The sequence below is a fragment of the Bradyrhizobium sp. WYCCWR 12699 genome (assembly GCF_032144035.1).
Classification (GTDB): Bacteria; Pseudomonadota; Alphaproteobacteria; order Rhizobiales; family Xanthobacteraceae; genus Bradyrhizobium.
Window position 1 is genome coordinate 632,890 of record NZ_JAVTJN010000039.1, and the last position, 23,408, is coordinate 656,297.

Annotated in this window: 23 protein-coding genes and 2 riboswitches; of the genes, 6 read left to right on the forward strand and 17 right to left on the reverse strand. The window is 67.5% G+C overall.

Translation table 11 applies throughout. The features are described from left to right. Positions 1-3: 3 nt before the first annotated feature. From RPS27_RS33835 to cbiE, 6 genes are all read right to left on the reverse strand, one after another. On the reverse strand, positions 4-681 hold the full coding sequence (locus RPS27_RS33835; RefSeq protein WP_212066961.1) for an energy-coupling factor ABC transporter permease: 678 nt from the start codon (positions 679-681) through the stop codon (positions 4-6). A 36-nt stretch (positions 682-717) separates the two neighbouring features. After that, positions 718-937: riboswitch (cobalamin riboswitch) on the reverse strand. Between the two features lie 45 nt (positions 938-982). Then, a complete protein-coding gene (gene cobA, locus RPS27_RS33840) occupies positions 983-1,714 on the reverse strand; it encodes a uroporphyrinogen-III C-methyltransferase (RefSeq protein ID WP_212066963.1) in 732 nt (243 codons plus the stop codon). Further along, positions 1,711-3,021, reverse strand: a complete 1,311-nt coding sequence (locus RPS27_RS33845; RefSeq protein WP_212066965.1) for a cobyrinate a,c-diamide synthase — start codon at positions 3,019-3,021, stop codon at positions 1,711-1,713. Before RPS27_RS33845 ends, cobA begins: the two co-directional genes overlap by 4 nt. Beyond that, positions 3,021-3,803 carry a precorrin-4 C(11)-methyltransferase gene (gene cobM, locus RPS27_RS33850; protein WP_212066973.1) on the reverse strand — a complete coding sequence of 261 codons (783 nt, stop codon included), beginning with the start codon at positions 3,801-3,803 and terminating at the stop codon, positions 3,021-3,023. Before cobM ends, RPS27_RS33845 begins: the two co-directional genes overlap by 1 nt. Further along, entirely contained in the window at positions 3,800-4,168 is a 369-nt protein-coding gene (locus RPS27_RS33855; protein ID WP_211418267.1) for a cobalamin biosynthesis protein, read from the reverse strand. Before RPS27_RS33855 ends, cobM begins: the two co-directional genes overlap by 4 nt. Beyond that, a complete protein-coding gene (cbiE, locus tag RPS27_RS33860) occupies positions 4,165-5,346 on the reverse strand; it encodes a precorrin-6y C5,15-methyltransferase (decarboxylating) subunit CbiE (protein ID WP_212066975.1) in 1,182 nt (393 codons plus the stop codon). The genes RPS27_RS33855 and cbiE overlap by 4 nt, the downstream gene beginning before the upstream one ends. Between cbiE and RPS27_RS33865 the strand changes: the two genes are divergently transcribed. Beyond that, a complete protein-coding gene (locus tag RPS27_RS33865; RefSeq protein WP_212066977.1) occupies positions 5,345-6,091 on the forward strand; it encodes a cobalt-precorrin-6A reductase in 747 nt (248 codons plus the stop codon). The genes cbiE and RPS27_RS33865 overlap by 2 nt on opposite strands. Here RPS27_RS33865 and cobJ read toward each other — a convergent pair. From cobJ to RPS27_RS33900, 7 genes are read right to left on the reverse strand one after another with little or no spacing between them, the layout of a single operon-like run. Next, complete coding sequence (gene cobJ / locus RPS27_RS33870; RefSeq protein ID WP_212066979.1) at positions 6,067-6,801, reverse strand: precorrin-3B C(17)-methyltransferase; 735 nt, start codon at positions 6,799-6,801, stop codon at positions 6,067-6,069. The genes RPS27_RS33865 and cobJ overlap by 25 nt on opposite strands. Further along, positions 6,798-7,529 (reverse strand): precorrin-2 C(20)-methyltransferase, encoded by a 732-nt coding sequence (locus RPS27_RS33875; RefSeq protein WP_212066981.1) that lies wholly within the window; start codon positions 7,527-7,529, stop codon positions 6,798-6,800. Before RPS27_RS33875 ends, cobJ begins: the two co-directional genes overlap by 4 nt. A 2-nt stretch (positions 7,530-7,531) precedes the next feature. After that, a complete protein-coding gene (locus RPS27_RS33880) occupies positions 7,532-8,161 on the reverse strand; it encodes a precorrin-8X methylmutase (protein ID WP_212066983.1) in 630 nt (209 codons plus the stop codon). Beyond that, complete coding sequence (gene cobG, locus RPS27_RS33885; protein ID WP_212066985.1) at positions 8,161-9,324, reverse strand: precorrin-3B synthase; 1,164 nt, start codon at positions 9,322-9,324, stop codon at positions 8,161-8,163. The genes RPS27_RS33880 and cobG overlap by 1 nt, the downstream gene beginning before the upstream one ends. Further along, on the reverse strand, positions 9,321-12,569 hold the full coding sequence (gene cobN, locus RPS27_RS33890; RefSeq protein ID WP_212066987.1) for a cobaltochelatase subunit CobN: 3,249 nt from the start codon (positions 12,567-12,569) through the stop codon (positions 9,321-9,323). The genes cobG and cobN overlap by 4 nt, the downstream gene beginning before the upstream one ends. Next, a complete protein-coding gene (gene cobW, locus RPS27_RS33895; protein WP_211418275.1) occupies positions 12,569-13,618 on the reverse strand; it encodes a cobalamin biosynthesis protein CobW in 1,050 nt (349 codons plus the stop codon). The genes cobN and cobW overlap by 1 nt, the downstream gene beginning before the upstream one ends. Continuing rightward, on the reverse strand, positions 13,615-13,989 hold the full coding sequence (locus RPS27_RS33900) for a DUF1636 domain-containing protein (protein ID WP_212066989.1): 375 nt from the start codon (positions 13,987-13,989) through the stop codon (positions 13,615-13,617). The genes cobW and RPS27_RS33900 overlap by 4 nt, the downstream gene beginning before the upstream one ends. Positions 13,990-14,081: 92 nt before the next feature. After that, positions 14,082-14,302, reverse strand: a riboswitch (cobalamin riboswitch). A 40-nt stretch (positions 14,303-14,342) separates the two neighbouring features. On the opposite strand from RPS27_RS33900, the gene cobO reads away from it, so the two are divergent. Both cobO and RPS27_RS33910 read left to right on the forward strand, forming a co-directional pair. Beyond that, positions 14,343-14,978 carry a cob(I)yrinic acid a,c-diamide adenosyltransferase gene (gene cobO / locus RPS27_RS33905; protein WP_212066991.1) on the forward strand — a complete coding sequence of 212 codons (636 nt, stop codon included), beginning with the start codon at positions 14,343-14,345 and terminating at the stop codon, positions 14,976-14,978. Positions 14,979-14,983: 5 nt separating this feature from the next. Beyond that, positions 14,984-16,432, forward strand: coding sequence for a cobyric acid synthase (locus tag RPS27_RS33910; protein ID WP_212066993.1), 1,449 nt, complete (start codon positions 14,984-14,986; stop codon positions 16,430-16,432). On the opposite strand, the gene cobD is transcribed toward RPS27_RS33910, so the two are convergent. Both cobD and cbiB read right to left on the reverse strand, forming a co-directional pair. Further along, the gene (gene cobD / locus RPS27_RS33915; RefSeq protein WP_212066995.1) at positions 16,421-17,386 is read right to left on the reverse strand and encodes a threonine-phosphate decarboxylase CobD; all 966 of its coding nucleotides are present in this window, start codon (positions 17,384-17,386) and stop codon (positions 16,421-16,423) included. The two genes, RPS27_RS33910 and cobD, sit on opposite strands and share 12 nt — an antisense overlap. A gap of 11 nt (positions 17,387-17,397) precedes the next feature. Then, the gene (cbiB, locus tag RPS27_RS33920) at positions 17,398-18,339 is read right to left on the reverse strand and encodes an adenosylcobinamide-phosphate synthase CbiB (protein WP_212066997.1); all 942 of its coding nucleotides are present in this window, start codon (positions 18,337-18,339) and stop codon (positions 17,398-17,400) included. Positions 18,340-18,460: 121 nt separating this feature from the next. Here cbiB and cobU point away from each other — a divergent pair, with 121 nt between their 5' ends. Genes cobU through bluB form a run of 3 tightly spaced genes read left to right on the forward strand, consistent with a single transcriptional unit; the run spans position 18,461 to position 20,380 of the window. Next, positions 18,461-18,964: a bifunctional adenosylcobinamide kinase/adenosylcobinamide-phosphate guanylyltransferase gene (cobU, locus tag RPS27_RS33925; protein ID WP_212066999.1), complete on the forward strand. Its 504-nt coding sequence runs from the start codon at positions 18,461-18,463 to the stop codon at positions 18,962-18,964. After that, on the forward strand, positions 18,961-19,743 hold the full coding sequence (gene cobS / locus RPS27_RS33930) for an adenosylcobinamide-GDP ribazoletransferase (RefSeq protein WP_212067001.1): 783 nt from the start codon (positions 18,961-18,963) through the stop codon (positions 19,741-19,743). The genes cobU and cobS overlap by 4 nt, the downstream gene beginning before the upstream one ends. Positions 19,744-19,747: 4 nt before the next feature. Then, entirely contained in the window at positions 19,748-20,380 is a 633-nt protein-coding gene (bluB, locus tag RPS27_RS33935) for a 5,6-dimethylbenzimidazole synthase (protein WP_313754973.1), read from the forward strand. Between the two features lie 17 nt (positions 20,381-20,397). Here the strand turns inward: bluB and RPS27_RS33940 are convergent, their stop codons facing one another. After that, positions 20,398-21,471, reverse strand: coding sequence for a hypothetical protein (locus RPS27_RS33940; RefSeq protein ID WP_313754974.1), 1,074 nt, complete (start codon positions 21,469-21,471; stop codon positions 20,398-20,400). A gap of 254 nt (positions 21,472-21,725) precedes the next feature. After that, the gene (locus RPS27_RS33945) at positions 21,726-23,408 is read right to left on the reverse strand and encodes a ShlB/FhaC/HecB family hemolysin secretion/activation protein (protein WP_212067012.1); all 1,683 of its coding nucleotides are present in this window, start codon (positions 23,406-23,408) and stop codon (positions 21,726-21,728) included.

The window sequence follows — 23,408 nt, forward strand, 5'->3', positions numbered from 1 at the left end:
TCTTTAGGCCGCGTTATGCAGGCGCGGGGTGACGAAGCCCGGCGCGGTGACGCCGCGCAGCGACTTCGCCAGCGCCAGCACGGCCAGATCAGCCAGCGGCTCGATCACGATGACCAGCGCGTAAGAGGCGGCGAACGTCGCGATGCTGGCGAGGTTGCTCATCGCAAAGCCCGAGCCATAGAGCGCCCAGAACGCGACCCAGCCGATCACGCCGGCCTGATAGGTCGTCGACAGCGCCAGCGCCTGGCGATACTTCAAATCGACATAGGCGGTGTTGCGCGGGATGATCCGCGTTGCGATCGCCTGGATCGCGAACAGCGGCACCAGGAGCGTCGTGACGTTCATGCCGTATTGCGGGATGTCGGCCGGCTCGAAGAACACGCCCTGAAGCAGCAGGCCGAACGCGAGGCCAAAGGCGGCGGGCGCCGCACCGAACAGCAGGAACAAGGTCGAGCCGAGAATGAAGTGGACCTCGGAGATGCCGACCGGGAAGTGCGGCAGGATCTCGAAGAAGACGAAGACGAGAACCGTCGTGGCCAAGGTGCGCGCGGCGAACGACGTCATGCCCTGCTCGCGTACGGTCTCGGCCGCGAGCTTCAAGGCAACGCCGCCTGCGGCGATGCCGGTTGCGTAACTCAACACGAGCTTGGCGCCCGTCACGATCCCGGGTTCGATATGCATGGCTCAGATCCTTCCTGCCGTCACACCCGACGGCCTTGGCCTCAAAACGTGCAGGGCCGGTCTCCTGGCTCGCGGTTCACTGGGTTCTCCGGCCTTCCCGGGCCTTGCGGCCCAGTGGCTGATCGGAGCCCCTCACCGCTTACAGTCGCGGGGGCGGCTGGGGTTTTGAGCGCCGCAACTTGGTCCGCCCATCCCCATTCCCGATTATGCTCCGGCGCTTTGCGCCGCGTTGAGCACCATGCCCCTCCTGTGTGCTCCTTTCGGCGCGCCTGCGTCAAGAGGCGAAGGGCGGCCGCGGCCGTCACGACGGATAATCCCCCGCCAGCGCGCCGAACAGGATCACGGCGGCGGTGGAAGCGGCGCCGCCGCGGGCAAGCTGCTCGGCAAGCTCGGCAATGGTGGTGCGGACCAACCGCTCGTCGGAACGGCCGAGGGATTCGGCGACCAGCGCCGGCGTATCCGCGGCGAGTCCGTGCGCGATCAATTTTGCGGCAAGCGCCGGAAAGGTGCGCCGGCCCATATAGACCACGGTCGTCGCTTCAGGATCGGCCAGCGCCCCCCAATTCAGGTTCGGCGGCAGCTCGCCGGTGACGTCCGCGCCGGTGATGAACTGCACCCGGCGCGAGGTGTGGCGCCTTGTCAGGGGAATGCCGGCCTGGGCCGCGGCGGCGCAAGCCGAGGTGACGCCGGGGACGATCTCATAGCCGATGCCGGCTTCGCGCAGCGTCTCGATCTCCTCCTCGAGCCGGCCGAATATCCCGGCATCGCCGGACTTCAGCCGCACCACGCGCGCGCCCGTTACCGCATAGTCGACCAGCAGACGGTTGACGTGATGCTGCTTGGTCGAAGGCCGCCCTGCCCGCTTACCGACCGCGACGAGATTGGCTTCGGGCCGGGCGAGATCGAGGATCGCGCCCGAGGCGAGATCGTCATAGAGCACGACGTCGGCCTCGCGCAGCCGCGCGGCGCCCTTGAGCGTGAGCAATTCAGGGTCGCCGGGTCCGGCGGAGATGAAGGAAACGAACCCGTTCACCGGTCCTCCGCGATCAGATGAAAGAACGTGCCGCTGACATGGCCGCGCAGCGAGCCGGTCTCGGCGATGATTGCACCCGTCGCATCATGCACGACCGCGAGCGGCGTGTCAGGCTGGGCGAGAATGGTCGAATAGTGAAACTCGTGGCCGCGCAGACGCGCCCCGGCGCGATGTCCCGGCATCGGCGCGGCGAGCGTCGCGAGGCGATAGCCCAGATGCATGCGGCGTTTGGCAAAGCTGGTCTCGAGGCCAAGCAGGTCTGTCATCTCATGGCGGATCCCGTCCGCGTCGGTCAAAGCGGCTCCCAGCACCATATAGCCCCCGCATTCGCCATGCACGGGCCGCGTTTCGGCGAAGGCGCGCAGGCCCTCGCGAAACCGCGCATTGGCCGCGATCCTGCCGGCATGGAGCTCGGGATAGCCGCCCGGCAGCCAGCACACATCGGCGCTCGCGTCCGGCGTTTCATCGGCCAGCGGCGAGAACGGCACGATTTCGGCGCCCGCCGCGCGCCAGGCTTCCAGCATGTGCGGATAGACGAAGGAGAACGCGGCATCGCGCGCCAACGCAATGCGCTGGCCGGGCGGCACCACGTTCAGGCCATCCGCGGCCGGCCGCGGCGACCATCCGGCTGCGGAGCGCAACACGGCATCGAGATCGACATGCTCGGCGACGAAGCGCGCGGCTTCGTCGATCAGCTTGCCGATCTCGGCCTGCTCTTCGGCCTGCACCAGGCCGAGATGCCGCTTCGGCAGGCTGATCTCGGCATGGCGCGGCAGCGCGCCGAACACGGCGATGCCGGCATCATTGAGCGCACGCCGCACCAGGTCTTCATGGCGCGGACTGGCGACACGATTGAGCACGACGCCCGCGAGGCGCACACCGGCGCGGTAATCACGCAGGCCTGCGGCGATCGCCGCCGCTGTCTGCGCCTGTCCAGAGGGGTCGATCACCAGCAGCACCGGCCAGCCCAGCATCTCCGCAATGTCGGCGGTAGCACCGGTGCCGCAGACGCCGCGCGCGGCGACGCCGTCGAACAGGCCCATCGAGCCCTCGGCGAGCACGACATCGGCATCCGCGCCGCGGCTGACGAGATGGGCGATCGTTCCGCGGTCCATCGCCCAGCTATCGACATTGACGGAGGCGCGGCCCGTCGCAGCCGCGTGGAAGGCGGGATCGATGTAGTCGGGGCCACTCTTGAAGCACTGCACATTCAGGCCGCGATGGCGCCAGGCGCGTGCGAGCGCCAGCGTCAGCGTGGTCTTGCCGACGCCGGAGGCCGGCGCGGAGATGACAAGGCCCACCGCCATCACGACGCCTCCGGAAAGCGCGGCTCGATGCCGACGGGCCGATAGCGACGGTCGTAGTCGGCGGCGTAGAGGCGGCTCTCGTCAAAATCCGCAGCGCCAAGCGTCTTGCCGACCAGGATCAGCGCAGTACGCTCCATCTCCGCGCCGACTGCTGCATCGAGCGTGCCGAGCGTCGCGCGCACGATACGCTGGTCCGGCCAGCTTGCGCGCCAGACGATCGCGACCGGACAATTTTCGTCGTAATGCGGCGTGAGCTCGGCGACGACTTGGTCGAGCAGGTGAATCGACAGATGGATCGCGAGCACCGCGCCGGTCGCGGCGAACGCGGCCAGCTTCTCGCCGTCAGGCATTGCACTGGCGCGGCCCGGCGTGCGCGTCAGGACGACCGTCTGGGCAAGCCCCGGTAGGGTCAGCTCAGCCTCGAGCGCCGCCGCAGCGGCGGAGAAGGACGGCACGCCCGGCGTGACCGAAAAGGGAATGCCCAGCGCACGCAGGCGGCGGAGCTGCTCGCCCATCGCCGACCAGATCGAGAGATCGCCGGAATGCAGCCGTGCGACATCCTTGCCCTCGGCATGCGCCGTGGCGATCTCCGCGATGATCTCATCGAGCGACAGCGGCGCGGTGTTGACGATGCGCGCGCCGGGAGGGCAATGCGCAAGCACCCCCTCAGGGATCAGTGAGCCCGCATAGAGACAGACCGGACAGGCCGCGATCAGGTCGCGGCCGCGGAGGGTCAGCAGATCTGGCGCGCCGGGCCCGGCGCCGATGAAATGCACCGTCATGCGCCGTCTCCTTCCGCGATTGCGGCGGTTGCGGCGCGATCCTGCGAGACCGCCCGCGTCGCAATCAGCCGCGCGCGAGGGCCAGCCACCGCGAGGGCCGCGGCTTCTGCGACCGATCCGGTCCTGAACTTCTCCATCACGAGATCCGACTGGCTCGGCGTTGCGATCCCGGCCAGCATCTCAGCCGGAACAGCCTTGATCGGCACACCGCACTCGCGCGCGAGCTGCTTTAGCGGCTCCGCGTCGGCCTTGTCGCTGACAGTCGCCATCGCTGCGAGACCTTCGGGACCGCCCGCCGCCCGCAGCGCATCGCGCAGCGAGGCCAGCGTGACATCTCTCCTGAACCCGAAGCCAGCCACTTTCATCGGGTCACACTCCATTGCACCACAGGCCGTGCAGCTTCCCAGGAACGATAGCGGCCGAGCGGCGCGGAATGCGCGATCTCGACCCGCATCAGCTCGCCGCCATGGCCCTGCTGTAGCTCGCCGAGCAGCGCTTCGGTTTCCAGCGTGACCGAATGTGCAACAAGCCGCATTCCAGGCACGAGGCGCAACCAGATGGCATCGAACATCGCACGATCGAGGCCGCCGCCAATGAAGACGGCATCCGGCGCTTCCAGCTTAGCGAGCGCATCGGGCGCTTTCCCCGTGACGACGCTGATCCGATGCGCCAGCCCGAACGCAGCGGCATTCTTGCTGATATTCGCGACGCGATCCTCGCGTGCCTCGATGGCGGTCGCCGTCCCGCCGCACAGCGCCCACTCGACCGAGATCGACCCCGATCCCGCGCCAATATCCCACAGCCCTTCGCCCGGACGCGGTGCCAGCGCCGAGAGCGCGAGCGCGCGCACGGAGCGCTTGGTGATCTGGCCGTCGTGGACGAACAGATCGTCCGGTAACCCTGAGCTGCGGGGAATGCCTTGCGTGCCCCTCGCCCACAAAGCCACCGCGACCAGATTTGAGGTCACCTCCTCGGCAAAGAGGTCGACGCGATGTTGGTCCGTATATTCCTGTGGCCCGCCAAGCGCCTCGAGTGTCCACATCAGCGAGGCGCCCCATCCGCGATCGGTCAGCCATTTCGCGAGAGCATCAACCGCCGTTGCGTCACGCATCAGGCAGATGATGCGCGCGTCTCGCGCCAGATGCGGCACGAGACGCTCGAACGGCGCGGCATGGAGGCCAATGCATATCGTGGTCTCCAGCCGCCAGCCTAAGCGCGCAGCCGCGAGCGAAAACGTCGACGGTCCCGGATGCGCGATCCACTCGTCGCTACCGAGTCTCTCGGCGAGAACAGCGCCTGCGCCGTACCAGAACGGATCGCCAGAAGCGAGCACCACTGTCGGCCGATCGCGGCAGCTCAGCACGACACCGGCATCGAATGGCGCTGGCCACGCACGGCCGCGACTGCCCACGCCGGCGAGCGCGAGGTGCCGTTCCCCGCCAAAGACGGTTTCGGCATCGGCAAGCGCCTTTCGGCTTGCTTCCGACAGCCCGGCAAGGCCATCTTCGCCGATACCGATGATGGTCAGCCAGGGATCAGCCATGATGCGCGCCCTCATACTGGGCGGGACGGCCGACGCGAGCTCGCTCGCAGCCGAGGTCGCGCGCGCACGCATTGATGCCGTCTATTCGTACGCCGGTCGCACTCACGTGCCGGCCGATCAGCCGCTGCCGACCCGCATCGGCGGTTTCGGCGGCGTCAGCGGGCTTGCGGGTTACATCCGCGACGAGCGCATCACGCATGTGATCGACGCGACGCATCCATTCGCTGCCGAGATGAGCCGCAACGCGCTCGAAGCTTGCGCGGACACCGGGACGCCGCTGCTCGCGCTGGAGCGCGCGCCCTGGGGCAGCATGTCCGGGGACAATTGGATCGAGGTTGCAGATATCAGTGCCGCCGCCGCCGCTCTGCCCGAGGCGCCCGCGAACGTGTTCCTCGCCATCGGCCGCCAGCATATCGCGCCGTTCGCGATGAAGCCGCAGCATGCCTACACGCTGCGCTTCGTCGATCCGCCGGAGGCGGCCCTGCCCTTCGCCGCTGACGTGATCGTGTCGCGCGGGCCGTTCACGCTTCACAGCGAGCTCGAGATGCTGCGCGCCCGCGAGATCGCGTGGATCGTCGCCCGCAATTCCGGCGGCGATGGCGCGCGTGCGAAGGTCGACGCGGCCCGCATGCTCGGCCTTCCCGTGGTCATGATCTCGCGGCCGACGCTGCCCGAGCGCCGACGGGTCGAGAGCGTCGCTGAGGTGATGCAGTGGCTCGGTCATTCGACCCGCCTCGGTGCATAGACCCAGCGGCCGACACGGCGCGTCTGCGAATTGCCGACGATCACCAGCGTGCGCATGTCGGCCATCTCCGGCGCCGCTTCGTTCAGCGTCACGGTCACGATCTTCTCGTCGGCCGCGCTGACCGCGCGCGCAAAGATCACGAGGCGCTCGCCGCAGCCGGCCTCCTTCAGCGCCGCCAGCGCGCGGCCAAAGCCCTCGGGCCGGCTCGCCGATCGCGGATTGTACATCGCAATCGAAAAATCGGCTTCCGCTGCGAGGCGCAGGCGCTTTTCGATCACAGGCCAAGGCTTGAGATTATCCGAGAGGTTGATCGCGCAGAAATCATGGCCGAGCGGCGCGCCGGCTCGCGCAGCCGCCGCCAGCATGGCGGTGATCCCCGGCAGCACGCGGATCGGCAGCGCCTGATATTGCGGCGCCTGCTCCAGGGCCTCGAACACGGCCGAGCCCATCGCGAACACGCCGGGATCGCCGGATGACACAACGACGACCTGCCCACCCTCGGACGCAAGCCGCAACGCTTCGCTCGCGCGCTGCAGCTCCTCGCGGTTGTCGGAGGGATGCAGCTTCAGCCCAGCACGCGGCGGCACGCGCGCGACGTAGGGCGCGTAGCCGAGAATGTCGGTCGCGGCGGCAAGCGCGGCCGTGACCTCGGGCGTCACCAGCGCATCGCTGCCCGGCCCGAGGCCCGCGATGGTCAGCGTGCCCGTCATTCGGCGGCTTCCAGATGCCGGCCCTTGCCGTGCACCAGCACGATCGCAAAATAAGGACAGTCGGCGGCATCGATCTCCGCGAGCCGCACCACACGCTCGCCCGGCATGGTGCCGCGCTCGACCAGCCAGGCGTCGTCCAGCCGGCCGGCAGATGCGAGCGCGCGGCGCACCTTTGCCAGATTGCGGCCGGTCTTCATCACGACGAGCGCATCGGAATCCCGCATGCGCCGCTCGAGCTCACCTTCGGGAAGCGTGCCCATCAGCACGGTCGTCACATCATCGCCAAGCGCGATCGGCTGTCCGACGCCGTTCCAGCAGCCGACCATGCCGGGAATGCCGGCGATCACCTCGATCTCGACACGCCCCTGCAGGCGCGTGTGCAGATGCATGAAGGAGCCGTAGAAGTAAGGATCGCCCTCGCAGAGCACGACGACGTCGACCGCACGCGAAAGCCGCGCCAGGCGCTCCGCCCATTCGTCGTAGAAACCGGCGAGCAGCTGGACGTATTCCGCACTGTCGAAGGCGATCTCGGTCGTGACAGGGTATTCCATGGGGTATTCGGTGACGTCAGTCGCCAGCATGCCCTCGACGATGCGCCGCGCCTGGCCCGGCCTGCCCTTCTTGCGAAAGTATGCGACGTGCTTTGCAGCCCGCACCGTGCGATCCGAGCGCACGCTCATCAGATCGGGATCACCGGGGCCGAGACCGCAGCAGATGATGCGTCCCATCGCTATTCGCTCCGGCTCGCCAGCGCGTTGACGGCCGCGACCGTGATCGCGGAGCCGCCGAGGCGGCCTTCGACGGTCAGCGCCGGCGCCGGCGGAGCGACCATCAGCGCCGCCTTTGACTCGGCTGCACCGACGAAGCCGACCGGACAGCCGATGATCGCCGCCGGCCGCGGGCAGTCTGTATCCTCCAGCATGTTGAGCAGATGAAACAGCGCCGTCGGCGCATTGCCGATCGCGACGATCGCGCCGTCCAGATGCGGCCGCCACAGCTCGAGTGCCGCGGCCGAGCGGGTGTTGCGCATGGATTGCGCGAGCGCGGGCACGGTCTCATCGCCGAGCGTGCAGATGACGGCATTGGCCGCGGGAAGCCTTGCGCGCGTGATCCCTTCCGAAACCATGCGCGCGTCGCACAGAATCGGCGCGCCTCTCAGCAAGGCGGCGCGCGCGGTCGTCGCCATGCCCGGCGTGAAGCGGATGTGCGCCTCCAGTCCGACCATGCCGGCGGCGTGGATCATCCGCACCACGACCTGCTCCTCGTCCGGGGTGAAGCGGGCAAGATCGGCCTCCGCCCGGATGGTGGCGAAGGACTGCCGGTAGATCGCCGCGCCATCGGTCTCGTAAATGTGCGGCATCAGTTCCCTCCGACGAGGATCGAGGGATCGCTGACGATGTCGGCGCCGTTCAACCCGCGCAGGACCGGCTCATCGCGGATCGAGCCGTCGCGGACGAGATCGAAGCCGGCGCGCGTCGCAACCAGCGTGACGGCGGCCGTGCCGGAATGGGCGCAGCCCTTGCCGCAACCGGAGACGTGCAGCCGCGCGTCGGCGGCGATGCGCGGCGCGAGCGCCGCGGCCAGCGCGCGGGTATCGGCATGGGCTTCACGGCAGCGCGGCGCGCCGCTGCAGGCGATGACGCGCAGCGCGGGATCAAAGCGCTCGGTGATGAGGCCTGCCCCGCTCGGCATCTCGCGCTTGCCTTCGCTGAGCACCATCCGCCAGGGCGTCATGCGTAGCGCATGGCCGCAACCGGCGAACTGATGCAGCGTCGTGTGCAGCAGCTGCCCGAACGCGACGCCGACCAGAGCGCCTTGCGGATATTGGCCGGGCCGCGACGCCGCCATCACGGGCGCTGGCTCTGTCTCGCCGCGCAGCGATGGCGGCAACGCCGCGCCGGAGGCGATGTGGGCTGCCATCCGGCCGCGCCCGTCCTTCGCGCCGCCGGAGACCAGGAACCAGCTTGCGAGCGCCAGCGCCGTGCTCACGGCCTCTCCACGCGCGACGGAGCGGCCGAGCCGCGCGCCGTCGGCCCGTACCAGAAGGCGGCCCGCGCGATCGCGCTCGATGCGGATGTCGGCGGAATCGCCGGCGAGCACCCGCGACCGTCCGTCGTCGATGGCGAAGCCGAACTTGGTGGGAAGCGCGAGGCCGCGATCGGCCAGCGCCACCTCCAGCCCAGCGGCGAGCGACTGGGTTTCGTCACCGCCGCTCCAGAACGGCGTCACCAGGATATTGCGTCGGGCTTCGATCTCGGCGTCGGGGTCGAGCAGCGCGAGTTGCGAAAGGCCGTCGAGCAGCGGCCGGTGGCTTTGCTCGCTGACGCCGCGGATCTGGAGATTGGCGCGGCTCGTCACATCGATCAGGCCGTTGCCGTGTTGCCCGGCGAGTTCGGCAAGCCCGGTGATCTGTGGCGCTTCGAGCCGCCCCCCGAACGGCCGAACCCGCACCACGAGCCCATCGCCCGACAGCATCGGGCGCAGCGCGCCGGGACACCAGCCCTTGACCGCAGACGCGCTCATGATGCCTCCCGCAGCGCCGCCGCGATCGAGTTGCGGCGCGTTTGCCACAGCGCCGCATCGTGCAGGCGCGCAAAACAGGTTTCCATAGCAGTGAGTGCCGCCGGGTTCTCGCGCGCCATGAAGGCACGGACGTCGTCATGACCGAGCGTCGCGTCGTAATAGAGATCGAACAGATGCGGGGGCACGGCGCCGGCAAGATGCGCGAAGGCGGCCATGTGCTCCAGCGTTGCGGTAATCTCGGCGGCCCCGCGAAAGCCGTGACGCATCATGCCGGCGATCCAGGCCGGATTGGCGGCGCGGGCGCGGACGACGCGCGATATCTCTTCCGTCAGCGTGCGCGCGTGCGGCTGATCGGGACGCGTCGTGTCGAGGTGATAGAGCGATGGCGCTGCCGCGCCGAGATGCACGGCTGCCGCCGCAACCCCGGCTTCATGCGCTGCATAATCGGCGGCGAGCAGCAGGTCGGTTTCCGGCAGATCCTGAACATGGACAAACCCGTCGGCGGCCGCGAGGCGCTGCTCGATGCCGGCGCGGTCATGCTGCATCTCGCCATCCGCCGAGAACGCCCATGACGAGGCCGACAGCCAGGCTTCGCCGGCAGCGTCGCGCGTCTCCGGCGTGAAGGCATCGGGGATCGCCGACAGGCCGACGCCATATTGTCCGGGCCGCGGCGCGAACACGCGCGAGGCGCGGTGGCGGTATGGATTCTCCTCGCCCTCGTCTTCGCGCGCCGCAAGCGCCGCGGAAGCGGCCTCGAACAATTGCGCAAGGCCTGCGAAGACATCGCGGAACAGGCCCGACACCCGCAGCGTGACGTCGATGCGCGGACGGCCGAGCTCGGCGGGCGCGATGATGTCGTAGCCGGTGACGCGGCCGGAGGCGTGATCCCAGCGCGGCGCGAGGCCGGCCAGATGCAGCGCCATCGCGAACTCCTCGCCCGCAGTGCGCATCGTCGCCGAGCCCCAGAGATCGACGACGAGGCCTTTCGGCCAGTCGCCGTGATCCTGCAAATGGCGCCGCAGCAGCTCCTCGGCGAGTTTGATCCCCTGCGCATGCGCCGACGGCGTCGGCACGGCGCGCGGGTCGACGGCAAAGAGATTGCGCCCGGTCGGCAGCACGTCGGCGCGGCCGCGATAGGGCGAGCCCGACGGCCCCGGCGCGACACGCTGCCCTGCAAGCGCGGCACGTAGCGCATCGCGCTCCGCCTCGCCACAGGCGCCGCAGCCGAACACGTGCAGGCCGTCGCCGAACTGACTTTCCTTGAGATCGCAGACGAAGCGATCGATCCGCGGAATGGCTTCGGCCGGCGCGGCCGAGGCCTCGAGGCCGAGATCGTCCTCGAGGCCCGCCGCACGCGCCTCGTCGCGGATCGCCGCGATCAGCCGCTGGCGGCGCGCGGGATCGAGACCATCGGCGGTCGAATACTCGTCGAGCAGACGTTCGAGCCGGCGCAAGCCTTCCGGCACGGCCGACGTTTCCAGCGGCGGCGGCAGATGGCCGATGGTGACGGCACCGATGCGCCGCTTGGCCTGCGCGGCTTCGCCGGGATCGTTGACGATGAAGGGGTAGATGATCGGGAGATCGCCGATCAGCGCCTCAGGCCAGCACGCAGACGACAGCGCGACGGATTTTCCGGGCAGCCATTCCAGCGTGCCATGCGCGCCCATGTGCACAACGGCATCACAGCCCTGCAGCCGAAGCCAGAGATAGAACGCGACATAGGCATGGCGCGGCGTGCGGGCGAGATCGTGATAGTCGGCATCACGCGCGGCAGCATCGCCACGCTCCGGCTGGACCGCGATGATGGAGCGGCCGCATTGGACCGCGGCGAAGTGGAATGCGCCATTGCGACAACCTGGATCGTTCTCCGGCGCGCCCCAGGCCTGCGCGAGATCGTCCTGCAAGGATTGCGGCAGGCCCGAGAGCGCCGTGCGGTAGTCGGCAACGCTCCACGTCATAATTTGCGTCAACAGCGTCTCACCGAGAGCTTGAATCGGTGCAAAGTCGAAGCCAGCCTCGGCGAGATCGGACATCAGGGCTTCGACCGAAGCCAGCGCATCAAGTCCGACCGCGTGCGCGATCTGATGCGGCCGCCCCGGATAGTTCGAGAGCACGATTGCCAGCCGCTTCTCGGCGGTTGCCTTCTCCGCGAGGCGCCGCCACGCCGCAACGCGCGCGGCGACGGCCTTCACGCGCTCGTCATCGGGCCTGTGCGCCAGATGCGAGAACTGCAAATCCGGATCACGGTCGGCGACGGATTTGAAGCTCACCACGCCCGCGAACAGCCGGCCGTCGACCTCGGGCAGCACCACATGCATCGCGAGATCGCCGGGCGACAGGCCGCGCAACGAGGTCGCCCAGTCCTCGCGTCGCGCCGTGGACAGCGCGACCTGGAAAACGGGGCACGATGCGGCATCGAACGGCGTCGTGCCGTCGCCGCCGATCGCGGAGAACGCCGTTGCGTTGACGATCGCCGCCGGAGGATTCGTCGCAAGATACGCGCGCAGCCAGTCCGCGACACCCGGAGCCTTCAGCGAGGTGACGAACGCGCCGAACGCGTCAAAACCATTCTCGCGCAGCGCCGCGATCAGCGCGTCGACCGGGCCGGTGTCGGCGGCCGTGAGATAGGAGCGATAGAAGGTCACCAGCGCGAGGGGCTTCCCCTCGCCGCCCGCCGGCGCAGCAATGACACCGCGCGCGGGATCGTAGAATCCCATCTCGGGCACGGTCATGTCGCCCACAACAGGCCCGGCATAAAGTCCCGAGGCCAGTGCCAGCTGCGCAATCGCCGCTTGCGCCGCGACCGGGCCGCCGGTGTCGCAGAGCACCTTGAGGCGCCGCAGCGTCGAGACCGGCAACGTCGAATAGGCATCGAGCCTGACGTCGTCGCGGCCATCGGCCGGCAGCACGGCGAGCACGATGCCGCGATCCTTCGCCAGTTGCTGAAGCGCCGCGAGGCCGTATGGCCAATAGGATTCGCCGCCGATCAGCCGCACCAGAATGCCGCGCGCCTGCAACAAGGTGCGCTCGATATAGGTGTCGACCGACAGCGGATGACGCAACTCGGCGAGGTTGGCGAGCCGCAGCGACGGCAGGCTGCTCCGGCCACGGCGCCAGCCGGCTGCGAAGGCAGCAAGGTCCGAATCCGAATACGAGAGCACCACGAGATCGGCCGGGTCCTGGCCGATGTCTCTTGGCGTCGCGGTCTCCTCGAGACCGCGGCTCTCGCGGAAGACGACGTGCATCAGATGCCAAGCCTTGAAATACCAAGTCCTGCCTTGATGGCGGCCTCATCGATATCGCCGTGCTCGCCGATCACGACGAGCTTTGATTGCCGGAGACCTGCACCCCACGGCTTGTCGAACTGGTGGCGCACGCGCTCGCCCACGGCCTGCAGCAATAGGCGCATCGGCTTGCCGGCGACCGCGATATAGCCCTTGGCGCGCAGCACGTTCTGCTCGCGCGCCAGCTTCTGCACCGAGGCGACCAGCGCGTCGATGTCGGCGACCTCAGGGAGATCGATCACGACGGAGGCGAAATCGTCATGCTCGTGCTCCTCCTCGCCGTCGTGATGCGAGGGACGTGCGGCGAGATCGTTCTCGGCGGCAGCGCCGAGGCCGAGGATCACGCGCGCGTCGATCGCGCCGTCAGTGACGGGCAGCATCGGCACGCGGCGCGGCATCTCGGCGGTGATCACAGCCTTGGCTGCTTCGATCCCGGCGGCGCCCGCAAGGTCGGCCTTGGTCAGCAGCACGATGTCGGCGCAGGCGATCTGGTCCTCGAACACTTCCGACAGCGGCGTCTCGTGGTCGAGATTTTCGTCCGCCGCGCGCTGCGCTTCGACCGCATCAGGATCGGGCGCGAAGCGGCCGGCCGCGACGGCCTCGGCATCGGCCAGCGCGATCACGCCGTCGACCGTGATGCGCGAGCGGATCTCGGGCCAGTCGAACGCCTTCAAGAGTGGCTTCGGCAACGCCAGGCCCGAGGTCTCGATCAGGATGTGATCGGGCCGCACCGGGCGCGCCAAGAGCTGCTCCATGGTCGGAATGAAATCATCGGCGACGGTGCAGCAGATGCAGCCATTGGCGAGTTCGACGATGTTCTCTTCGGGGCAATTGGCGTCGGCGCAGGACTTCAGGATCTCGCCGTCGACGCCCTCGCTGCCGAATTCGTTGACGAGCACGGCGAGCTTCTTGCCATTGGGGTTTGCGAGCAGATGCTGGATCAGCGTCGTCTTGCCGGAGCCGAGGAAACCGGTGACCACCGTCACAGGGACTTTTGCGAGCGAGCTCATTCGGCGGCCTCCGGCACGACGGCAACAGGGGGAATGCGGGCAAGCGACTGCTTGCGGAAGATTTCGGGACGGCTGCGCCAGGGCACGAGGCCATCGGGCGCGGCCGCATAGGCCGCTGCGCCTGCGACCACGTCCTGCGCATTCGTCTCGGACAAGCGGCCATAGACATAGGACCAGCGGCCGGGCGCGCTGAGCGCGACCGAGCAGCCCTGGCTGCATGCAGAGAGGCATTCGACGGGAACCACATTGACGCCGTCGGGCACGCCGGCCTCGAGGATCGCACCATGCAGGCGCTTGCCGGGCGTCGTCTCGCCTTCGCCGAGCGTCTCGCCGGCACGGCAGGTGATGCAGACATGAAGTGTGACGGTCATCGCCTCTTCCAGATATCAGCGGGAGGCGATGAGGCACACGGACCATTCTTCAGAAGGCCCGTTTCCCCGTCGCGGAACACCCCGTCCGCCGGTCCAAAACTCGTCGCGCTGGCAGGTCTCCCGGCTTGCGGAGCAGGGTTTTGCCCTTCGATCCCCGCCTTCCCGATTCCCGTGGGAATCAGTGGCTTCGGGCATCTCTCCGGTCACGGTCGCGGGGGCGGCTGCATTTTGGACCCTAATCTTGCCGATTCGGACCCTATCGCATTCCCTCTTCGCCTGTCATAGGACAGGAACCAACGCCGGGCCACCATTTGCCGGTGGCCGCCTCTTGTCAAGCCGAAGGACCGGGACCCATGACGCCTGAACCGGATACCCAAACAACCGAGGATACCGACGTCAGGCACGCCCAGAAAATGGCGAAGAAGAAGGCCGCCCGCGACAAGATCATGGCGACCAAGAGCGGCGAAAAGGGCCTCATCATCGTCCACACCGGCGCCGGCAAGGGCAAGTCCTCCTCGGCTTTCGGCATGATCGTGCGCTGCGTCGCGCACGGCTTCCCCTGCGCCGTCGTGCAGTTCATCAAGGGCGCCTGGGACACCGGCGAGCGGCGCCTGCTCACCGGCCATTTCGGCGAGCTCTGCCAGTTCCACGCGATGGGCGAAGGCTTCACCTGGGAGACGCAGGACCGCGCCCGCGACATCGCCGCCGCGCGCGCCGGCTGGGAGAAGGCCAAGGAGCTGATCCTTGACGAGAGCCTGCGCATGATCGTGCTCGACGAGATCAACATCGCGCTGCGCTACGACTATCTCGACATCGCCGAGGTGGTGGAGTTCCTGACGACCTCGAAGCCGCCGATGACTCACGTCGTGCTCACCGGGCGCAACGCCAAGGACGAGCTGATCGAGATCGCCGATCTCGTCACCGAGATGACGCTGGTCAAGCACCCCTTCCGCTCCGGCATCAAGGCGCAGGCCGGCGTCGAGTTCTGAAGTCGATGGCACGGGCGCTGATGATTCAGGGGGCCGGCTCGGACGTGGGCAAGTCGCTCATCGTCGCCGGTCTCGCGCGCGCCTTCACGCGGCGGGGCTTGCGTGTGCTCCCCTTCAAGCCGCAGAACATGTCGAACAACGCGGCCGTCACCGTCGATGGCGGCGAGATCGGCCGCGCGCAGGCGCTGCAGGCGCTCGCGGCCGGCGTCGAGCCGCACACCGACATGAACCCGGTGCTGCTCAAGCCCGAGACCGATGTCGGCGCGCAGGTCATCGTGCATGGCAAGCGCATCGCGACGGCGCGCGCGCGCGACTATGCGGCCATGAAACCCTCGCTGATGGGCGCGGTGCTGGAGAGCTTCGAGCGGCTGAAGGCGCGCGCCGATCTGGTGCTGGTCGAAGGCGCCGGCAGCCCGGCCGAAGTGAATCTGCGCAAGGCCGACATCGCCAATATGGGCTTTGCGCGCAAGGCCGACGTGCCCGTCGTGCTGATCGGCGACATCGATCGCGGCGGCGTCATCGCGCAGCTCGTCGGCATCAAGACGGTGATCGATCCTGACGATGCCGCGATGATCCAAGGTTTTGTCATCAACAAGTTCCGCGGCGATCCCACGCTGTTCGACGACGGCTACAGGCTGATCGAAGAAAAAACCGCCTGGCGCGGTTTCGGCGTGCTGCCCTGGTTTGCCTGCGCCGGCGAGCTGCCGGCCGAGGATGCGCTGGGGCTCAGCGACGCGCGCAAGCCGGGCCAGTGCAAGATCGCGTGCCTCGCGCTGTCGCGGATCGCCAATTTCGACGACCTCGATCCGCTCAAGCTCGAGCCTTCAGTCGATCTCGTGATGGTGCGCCCCGGCGAAGCAATCCCCGGCGACGTCAGGCTCGTCATCATCCCCGGCTCGAAGTCCACCCGCGGCGATCTCGACTTCCTGCGCGCGCAGGGCTGGGACATCGACCTGCTCGCGCATCATCGCCGGGGCGGCCACGTGCTCGGCCTCTGCGGCGGCTACCAGATGCTCGGGCGCAGCGTCGCCGATCCCGACGGCATCGAAGGGCCCGCGGGCGACACGCCGGGGCTCGGGCTGCTGGATGTGGAGACGGTGATGAGTCCGCAGAAGACGCTGACGCGTGTCGCGGCCGTGCATGCCGCCACGCAGCAGCCGATCGAAGCGTACGAAATCCACATCGGCCACACCGACGGCCCCGATTGCGCACGTCCTTTCGCGAAGCTGAACGACGAGCGCGAAGGCGCGGTCTCGCGCGACGGCCGCGTGCAGGGCAGCTATCTGCACGGCCTGTTCACCTCGGATGATTTCCGCAAGGCGTACCTGGCAAAGCTCGACATTCCCGCCGGTAACGAGCCGTATACGGCCCGGGTCGAGAGCGCGCTCGAGGCGCTGGCCGATCACATCGAAAAGCATCTCGACGTCGAAGACCTGCTCGCGCTAGCACGCTAGCGCCTCTCCGAGCCGCGACCATTCGCTTTCGCTGCCGGGAAGGCCGAGCCTCAGCCATGTCGGATTGTGCGTGAACACGCGCGACCAGATATGGCGATGTGCCAGCTTCTCCTGCGCAGCACGTGCGTCCGGCGTCTCGTAGAGACGAAACAGCGACGCGCCGCCGACGAGCCGCCATCCCTGCGCCCGCGCCATCTCGTCGAGACGAACGCAGTCGCGCGCAAGCCGCGCGGTCGTGGCCTCGGCCCAGGCATCGTCGTGCAGCGCGCGACAACCGATGGCGATCGCTGCACCTGAGACCGGCCATGGCCCCGAAGCCGCCGCGAGCTTGGCCACATCAGCCGCACTGCCAAGCGCAAAACCCAGCCGCAGGCCGGCCAGGCCATAAAACTTTCCGAACGAGCGCAGGACCAGCAGTCCAGGCCGACCCGCCTCGGGTGCAAGCGACAATGCGGGGACAGCATCGGCAAAGCTCTCGTCGATCACGAGACGGCCGACGCCCGGCAGCAGTGCGAGCAGATCCTTTGGCGCATGATTCCGGCCGTCGGGATTATTGGGATTGACGACGATGGCGAGGTCTGCGCCTTCAAGCGCATCGAGCTCGCCGACCTCCTGCACATCCCAGCCCGCGGCCGACAGCACGCCCGCATACTCATTATAGGTCGGAGCCAAGATGCGCGCGCGGCCAGGCGACATGAGCTGCGGCAGCAATTGAATGGCGGCCTGCGCGCCGCCAAGTGCGACGATCGGCGCGCGTGTGCGGTAGGCGTGCCGCGCGGCCTGATGCAGAGCGTCGGTTTCGGCTCGCGACGGCAGCGCCGTCCACGCGCGCGCCGTCACCTCGCCCACGGGATAAGGCAGCCGGTTGATCCCGGTCGACAGGTCGATCCAGTCCTCAGCGCGTCCGCCAAAACGCTGCTGGGCCAGATCGAGATTTCCACCGTGCTCGCGCATGCCCCGTTCTTTCACGCGAAGGCCAGGATCGCAAGCACGCCGGCCAGCAGCAACATGGCGCGGCGGTAAACCGTTAGTCCCTCGCCGATATCCGCGGCCAGCGGATCGCGCGCGCCTTCATTGAGCCAGGGCTCGTTCGTGATGCTGCCGTGATAGATGCGGGGGCCGCTGAGCCGTACACCGAGTGCGCCGGCCATGGCCGCTTCCGGCCAGCCCGCATTGGGCGAGCGGTGACGGCGCGCATCCCGCGTCATGCACGCCAGCGCTTCGGATCGTCGCGGCGCCAGCAGCACGAACAGGAATCCGGTCAGGCGCGCCGGGATGAAGTTGACGATATCGTCGATGCGCGCGGCGGCCCAACCGAAGGCTTCGTGGCGCTCGCTGCGATGGCCGATCATGGAGTCCAGCGTGTTGATCGCCTTGTAGCCCAGAATGCCGGGCAATCCGAACAGCGCGCCCCAGAACACCGGCGCCACGATGCCGTCGGACGCGTTCTCTGCAAGGCTCTCGATCGCCGCACGCGCGATCCCGGCCTCATCGAGCGCCGCGGGATCGCGACCGACGATACGCGAAACCGCCTCGCGCGCGGACGCAATGTCCCCGGCCAGCAACGGAGCCGCGACCGCCGCGACGTGATCGTGCAACGAGCGCAGCGCGGCCAGGGGCCAGGCCAGGACACCGACCAGCACGATCTGGATCCAACCCGCGGGCAGCAAGACCTGAATCATCCAACCGATCGCAACGGCGGCTGCGATCACCAAGAGCGCTCCGGCGATACCGGCCGCGCGGCGGAGCGCCGGCGGATCGGAGGCACGATTCCAGCTGCGATCGATGGCGCCGATCAGCCGCCCCAGCCAGGTCACGGGATGGCCGATCCGCGCGAACAGCCATGACGGCCAGCCCAGGAGGGCATCCACCGCCATCGCCACCACCATCGCGCCCGCAAAGCCCATCCCGCCTCCTGTCCCGCCCCTGTTGCGCAAAGCGAGGGCCAAGCGCAACCCCCTCCGCATCTGATTTCGGCTTTGTCTTTGGCGGCGATTGATGGTTAGTCAGGCCCTCGAGGAGAGTTTCATGGCCGTCATCTTGATCACGGGCGGAGCCCGATCGGGCAAGAGCAAGCGCGCGGAAATGCGCACGCGCGCCTTTGCCGGCCAGCCGGTCTATGTCGCGACGGCCGAGGCGCTCGATACCGAGATGGAGGCGCGCATCGCGAAGCATCGCGCGCGGCGCGGAACCGACTGGCTCGAACGCGAGGTGCCGCTCGATCTCGTGTCCGCACTGGCCGAGACGGACGGCGGCGGCGCACGACTCGTGGACTGCCTGACGCTGTGGCTCTCCAATCTGATGCATGCGACGCGCGACTGGGAGCATGAAGTGACCGAACTCGCCGCCGTCCTCCCCCGCTTGAAAAGCCCCGTCGTGTTCGTCACCAATGAAGTCGGCCTCGGCATTGTCCCCGACAACGCACTGGCGCGCAGTTTTCGCGACGCCGCCGGCATCATGAACCAGATGATCGCTGCGGCCGCTGACGAGGTCGAGTTCGTCGTCGCCGGCCTGCCGATGAAATTGAAATGATGCCGCGCGCAGAACTCCTCAAAGACATTGTCGCCGATCTCAGGATGGCGGCGTCGTTCGTCACGATCCTCCCGGTGGCATCGTTGAAGCCGGCGGCTGACGGCGCCATCGCGCGGGCGACCTGGGCGCTTCCCTTCGCGGGACTGCTGGTCGGCCTTGCCGGCGCCTTCGTCTACAAGGTCGCCCTCCGTTGCGGGCTGACACCGAACCTTGCTGCCCTGCTCGCCCTGGCGACCACCACCCTCATCACCGGCGCGCTGCACGAGGACGGTCTCGCAGATACCGCCGACGGACTTGGCGGCGGACGCACGCGCGAGCGCAAGCTGGAGATCATGCGTGACAGCCGGATCGGAACGTACGGAGCTTGCGCGCTGATCTTGTCGTTCGGCCTGCGCTGGAGCGCGCTCGCGACGATCGCCGATCCCTTCGCCGCCGCGCTGGCGCTGTGCGCCGCGCATGCGGCGGCGCGCGCGGGCGTGCCGGCCTTCATGTCGCTGGTGCCGCCCGCGCGGCCAGACGGGCTGTCAGCGAGCGCCGGCGTGCCGCCGGGCCGCAGCGTCGCCATCGCCTTCGCGGTTGGAACGCTCGCGCTCGCCCTGGCGTTGGGGCCAGGCAAGGCGCTGGTCGGCCTGGTCCTGCTGTCGCTCGCCGGATGGACGTTGGCACGGCTGGCCATCCGCCAGATCGGCGGGCAGACCGGCGACATTCTCGGAGCGTTCGAGCAGATCGGCGAAATCCTGATCCTGCTGGTCGCCGCAGCCTTTCAGATCGGACGTTGACCCCATGGTCGAGTTCGACGACAGCTTCCGCCGGCAATTGCACGAGCTGTTCGTGTGGCGCCGCGACGTCCGCCGCTTTCGCAGCGATCCGCTGCTGGAGGGCGCCATCGCAGGGCTGATCGAGACCGCCTGCCTGTCACCTTCGGTCGGCCTCAGCCAGCCCTGGCGCTTCGTCATCGTCGACGATGCCGCACGGCGCCGGGCCGTGATCGAAGACTTCAGGGCATGCAATGCCGATGCGCTCAGTTGCTATTCCGGCGAGCGTGCCGCGCGTTATGCCACGCTGAAACTGTCGGGCCTCGAACAGGCGCCCGGCCATCTCGCCGTGTTCGCCGACAAGGCCAGCGACACCGGTCATGGCCTCGGCCGCGCCACCATGCCGGAGACCACGGAATATTCCGTCGTTGCCGCGATCACCGCGATGTGGCTCGCCGCGCGCGCGGAAGGCATCGGCCTCGGCTGGGTGTCGATCCTCAACCCGGATCGCATCCATGCCATTCTTGACGTGCCCGAGACCTGGAAGTTCATCGCCTATCTCTGCATCGGCTATCCCGAGGTCGAATGCGACCAACCCGAGCTCGAACAGGCGAAATGGGAGCACCGGCGGGGCGCCGACGAGTTTACCTTGCGGCGCTGAGACGAACGGGATATCCGCTACGGCAGCTCGACGATCTTGCGCTGCATGAGCATTTTCAGGGCCGCGCCCACCCCGCATCGCATGTCCTTCAAATTGGGATCAAAGGTGGCGTCACGTCCGAACTTTCCGGACACGTACAAATTGGTGCAGCCCCAGACATACGGCGACCTGGCATTGTGGTTTCGATAGCCGAGCCCGTTGAAGCTTTCCAGCCGGTACAAGACCGTTCCGATGCCGGACCAATCGAGACCTTGCCAACCAAGGAGGGTGAGATAGTCGATCGTGCTATCCTCCCAAGAGAACGGCGGATCGCCTGAGGGTCGTCCCTTTGGGACGTTCACGGTTTTGGCCGACAGCGGATCGCCGTTCAGGTGACGCGAAAAATCGAAATTGGTATCCGCGTGAATCAAGCCCACGACGTACCAGGGCACACTCGTCCTGGTTTCGATGGACTGATATCGCTCCTTGTTGGCCTGGATGCGCCCAACGAACTTGTCCAGATCGGACAGGCGTTGGGGATCGAGGGTGGCTTGGTCAAAGAGTTGCTCAGCCTCCGACTGGATCGCTTTCCGATCGAACCTCGGGGCAACAGTCGGTTGGCTCGGCACGGTGATGTTGCTATCCTGTCTCGCGTATCCGACCTCCGCATAGTTCCAATCGAGCTCCCTGCGCAGGGCCGCAAGCTTGATCTGGTCGGCTTCGCTCGGTCGAGCATGCGCGCCCAGATGCGCAGCATCCATCTCCTTGTCGTTGATGCTCTGTCTGATCGCGTCGCGCCGCTTCTCCAAGCCGTCGTGATAGAGCCTCCATTGCTCCCTGCTGTCCTTGTCCGAGACATACGAGAAGTATTCGGAGAAGCGCAGGCGCAGCTCGATGTCCTGGTTGAGGGCCGTGTCGATGAATTTCGAGATGTAGGTCTGGTGGAGATCCTGAGCCTTGCTCTCGATCTCCTTCTGCTTGAGGGCGACCTCCTGCTCCGCTTTCCTGAGATCGAGACGCGCCTTGTAGGCATCGACCGCGGCCGGAATGGCGACGGCGACACCGCCGCTGATCAGCGTGCCCCAGATCGCCTGCCAGAAGCCGAGGCGCAAGCGATAGCGCTCGAGACTCACCGGGGCCTGCTCGGCATTCGGATCTGCTGCGACCATTTTTCCCCGCCAACCAGTTATGGAACGAGCCGGCGCCGCGGGATGACATGCTCTCCCTGGCGCAGCCCCGAAAAGTGGGGCCGGCTTCCGTCCCGAGTAGATTGCAATGTCATATGCAACCGCATGGCGCGGGTTTAAGCAACCGTCAAATCTCTCCCGACGGGGTCATTTGCGGTCCGGCCCGGCAGGCGGAACGGCTATGACTTTCGCGCGACTGCAGCGGCTGGCCACACGCTGTCCTGCTTCTGGAACATCAACAGCGGCCGGAAGACGACGCGACCATAGGCCTCGTAATGGTGCTGGGTGGACACCGCCATCTTCAGCGGCGTGGCGTAATTCGCCTCGAACGTCATGAATTGCGCGTAGGTCCAAGAGAAGCCGACGCCGACAGAGGCCATCTCGGTGACGCCCGGGAAGGTCGAATAGACCGCGCCCCAGTCGGTGAAGATGTAGGTGTCGAAACCCCTCAGCCATTGCGACCAGTTGTAGTGCAGCTCGGCGTTGAAATAATAGCCGCTGTCGCCGGACGCCGCGTTGGAGGGATAGCCGCGCACGGTGGTGGGGCCGCCGATCGAGAAGATCTGGTCGCCCGGCAGCAGCTTCTCCTGCGTGTACTGCCAGCTCGCCAGCACATTGGCGCTGAAGTTCTGAGGTCCCGCGGCGCTGGTTGCGATCAGCGAGCCGGTAAAGGTGTTGAACGCGCGGTTGTTGCCGAGCACGTAATCATGCCAAGCGACGTAGTTCACGGCCGGCGACACCGTGATCGAATAGGTGTTGCCGGACTTGGTCACCGAGAGTCCCGCGGTGGTCTTGTCGTAGTGATCGTCGGTGACGGCAACAGTTGCGAAGCGGCTGACCGTCTTGCCTTCGGTCAAGGCCGCATTGAGCAGCACCAGCCAGTCCTGCGTCACCCAGACCGGTTGGCTGAAATTGACCGCGGCCTGGCTCGAGCGACCGGTGACGTCGAGCGCGACGAACGGTCCCTGGACGATCTTGATCTTGCCTTCGGTATAGCTGACGCCGGCGCGGCCGCCCCAGGGATTGACCGGGATGCTGTAGGCGATATTGCCGTTGAGATTGCCGTCGGAGCGGACGCCATAGAAGGTCAGGCGGTCGTCGACACCAAACAGGCCGTGGCGCTTGTAGAAGGCTCCGCCCTCCCAGCGCCCGGTGTTCTCGGCCCCCTGGTTGTCGGTGAAGAGCTGCAAGGTGTCGACCGGCGGCTCGATCACGGCGAACTGCAGGTCGGTGAGACCAAAACTCGTGCCGGGCTGCAGCAATGCCTTGATCTGAACGTCATTGGTCCGGTTGAACCAGATCACGTCGCGGTTGAGCTTGGGAACGTCGAGCACCTCGCCTTCGGGCTCCTTCACGCGCTGAAGGATGTAGTCGGTGCGGGTCTGCTTGTTGCCCTCGACGGTCGTCTTCTGGAGCCGGCCTTCGGTCAGCTTGATCCTGACGACGCCGCCCTTGGCGTCCTGCTCGGGCAGCGTCGCGATGCCCGTGACGATGCCGCGCGCGGCATAGACGGCGTTGATGTCGGCCACGAGCTGCAACAGCGAGGCGATGTCGACGTCCTTGCCGACATATTTCTTCGCGATCTCGTCGAGCTCTGCCGGCGTGATGAACTTGGATTCGTCGAACGTGACCTTGCGCAGGCGGAATTTCGGCCCGCCCGGCTTGAGGAGCTGGGACTTCTCGCGCTCGCCACCGATCACCGCCGGCCCTGTGAGCTTGGGCGGCGCGCTCTGCTGCTCGAGTTGCCGGCGCTGGCGGTCGACGTCGTTCTGGATCACGCCGGGATTGATCGACTGCGCGCGCGCGGATGCAATGCAGGACCCTGCAAGCCCGATCACCAGAGCTGCCCTCAGAACCCGCAT

What these genes read in the sequence shown, in the direction of transcription:
- cobM (WP_212066973.1), bottom strand. Translation starts at nt 3,803, where the DNA reads ATGACGGTGCATTTCATCGGCGCCGGGCCCGGCGCGCCAGATCTGCTG.
- cbiE (WP_212066975.1), bottom strand. Translation starts at nt 5,346, where the DNA reads ATGGCTGATCCCTGGCTGACCATCATCGGTATCGGCGAAGATGGCCTT.
- cobG (WP_212066985.1), bottom strand. Translation starts at nt 9,324, where the DNA reads ATGAGCGCGTCTGCGGTCAAGGGCTGGTGTCCCGGCGCGCTGCGCCCG.
- RPS27_RS33910 (WP_212066993.1), top strand. Translation starts at nt 14,984, where the DNA reads ATGGCACGGGCGCTGATGATTCAGGGGGCCGGCTCGGACGTGGGCAAG.
- cobO (WP_212066991.1), top strand. Translation starts at nt 14,343, where the DNA reads ATGACGCCTGAACCGGATACCCAAACAACCGAGGATACCGACGTCAGG.
- RPS27_RS33855 (WP_211418267.1), bottom strand. Translation starts at nt 4,168, where the DNA reads ATGAAAGTGGCTGGCTTCGGGTTCAGGAGAGATGTCACGCTGGCCTCG.
- RPS27_RS33880 (WP_212066983.1), bottom strand. Translation starts at nt 8,161, where the DNA reads ATGCCGCACATTTACGAGACCGATGGCGCGGCGATCTACCGGCAGTCC.
- cobJ (WP_212066979.1), bottom strand. Translation starts at nt 6,801, where the DNA reads ATGACGGGCACGCTGACCATCGCGGGCCTCGGGCCGGGCAGCGATGCG.
- bluB (WP_313754973.1), top strand. Translation starts at nt 19,748, where the DNA reads ATGGTCGAGTTCGACGACAGCTTCCGCCGGCAATTGCACGAGCTGTTC.
- RPS27_RS33945 (WP_212067012.1), bottom strand. Translation starts at nt 23,408, where the DNA reads ATGCGGGTTCTGAGGGCAGCTCTGGTGATCGGGCTTGCAGGGTCCTGC.
- cobD (WP_212066995.1), bottom strand. Translation starts at nt 17,386, where the DNA reads ATGCGCGAGCACGGTGGAAATCTCGATCTGGCCCAGCAGCGTTTTGGC.
- cobS (WP_212067001.1), top strand. Translation starts at nt 18,961, where the DNA reads ATGATGCCGCGCGCAGAACTCCTCAAAGACATTGTCGCCGATCTCAGG.
- cbiB (WP_212066997.1), bottom strand. Translation starts at nt 18,339, where the DNA reads ATGGGCTTTGCGGGCGCGATGGTGGTGGCGATGGCGGTGGATGCCCTC.
- RPS27_RS33865 (WP_212066977.1), top strand. Translation starts at nt 5,345, where the DNA reads ATGATGCGCGCCCTCATACTGGGCGGGACGGCCGACGCGAGCTCGCTC.
- RPS27_RS33900 (WP_212066989.1), bottom strand. Translation starts at nt 13,989, where the DNA reads ATGACCGTCACACTTCATGTCTGCATCACCTGCCGTGCCGGCGAGACG.
- cobN (WP_212066987.1), bottom strand. Translation starts at nt 12,569, where the DNA reads ATGCACGTCGTCTTCCGCGAGAGCCGCGGTCTCGAGGAGACCGCGACG.
- RPS27_RS33845 (WP_212066965.1), bottom strand. Translation starts at nt 3,021, where the DNA reads ATGGCGGTGGGCCTTGTCATCTCCGCGCCGGCCTCCGGCGTCGGCAAG.
- cobU (WP_212066999.1), top strand. Translation starts at nt 18,461, where the DNA reads ATGGCCGTCATCTTGATCACGGGCGGAGCCCGATCGGGCAAGAGCAAG.
- RPS27_RS33875 (WP_212066981.1), bottom strand. Translation starts at nt 7,529, where the DNA reads ATGGGACGCATCATCTGCTGCGGTCTCGGCCCCGGTGATCCCGATCTG.
- cobW (WP_211418275.1), bottom strand. Translation starts at nt 13,618, where the DNA reads ATGAGCTCGCTCGCAAAAGTCCCTGTGACGGTGGTCACCGGTTTCCTC.
- RPS27_RS33835 (WP_212066961.1), bottom strand. Translation starts at nt 681, where the DNA reads ATGCATATCGAACCCGGGATCGTGACGGGCGCCAAGCTCGTGTTGAGT.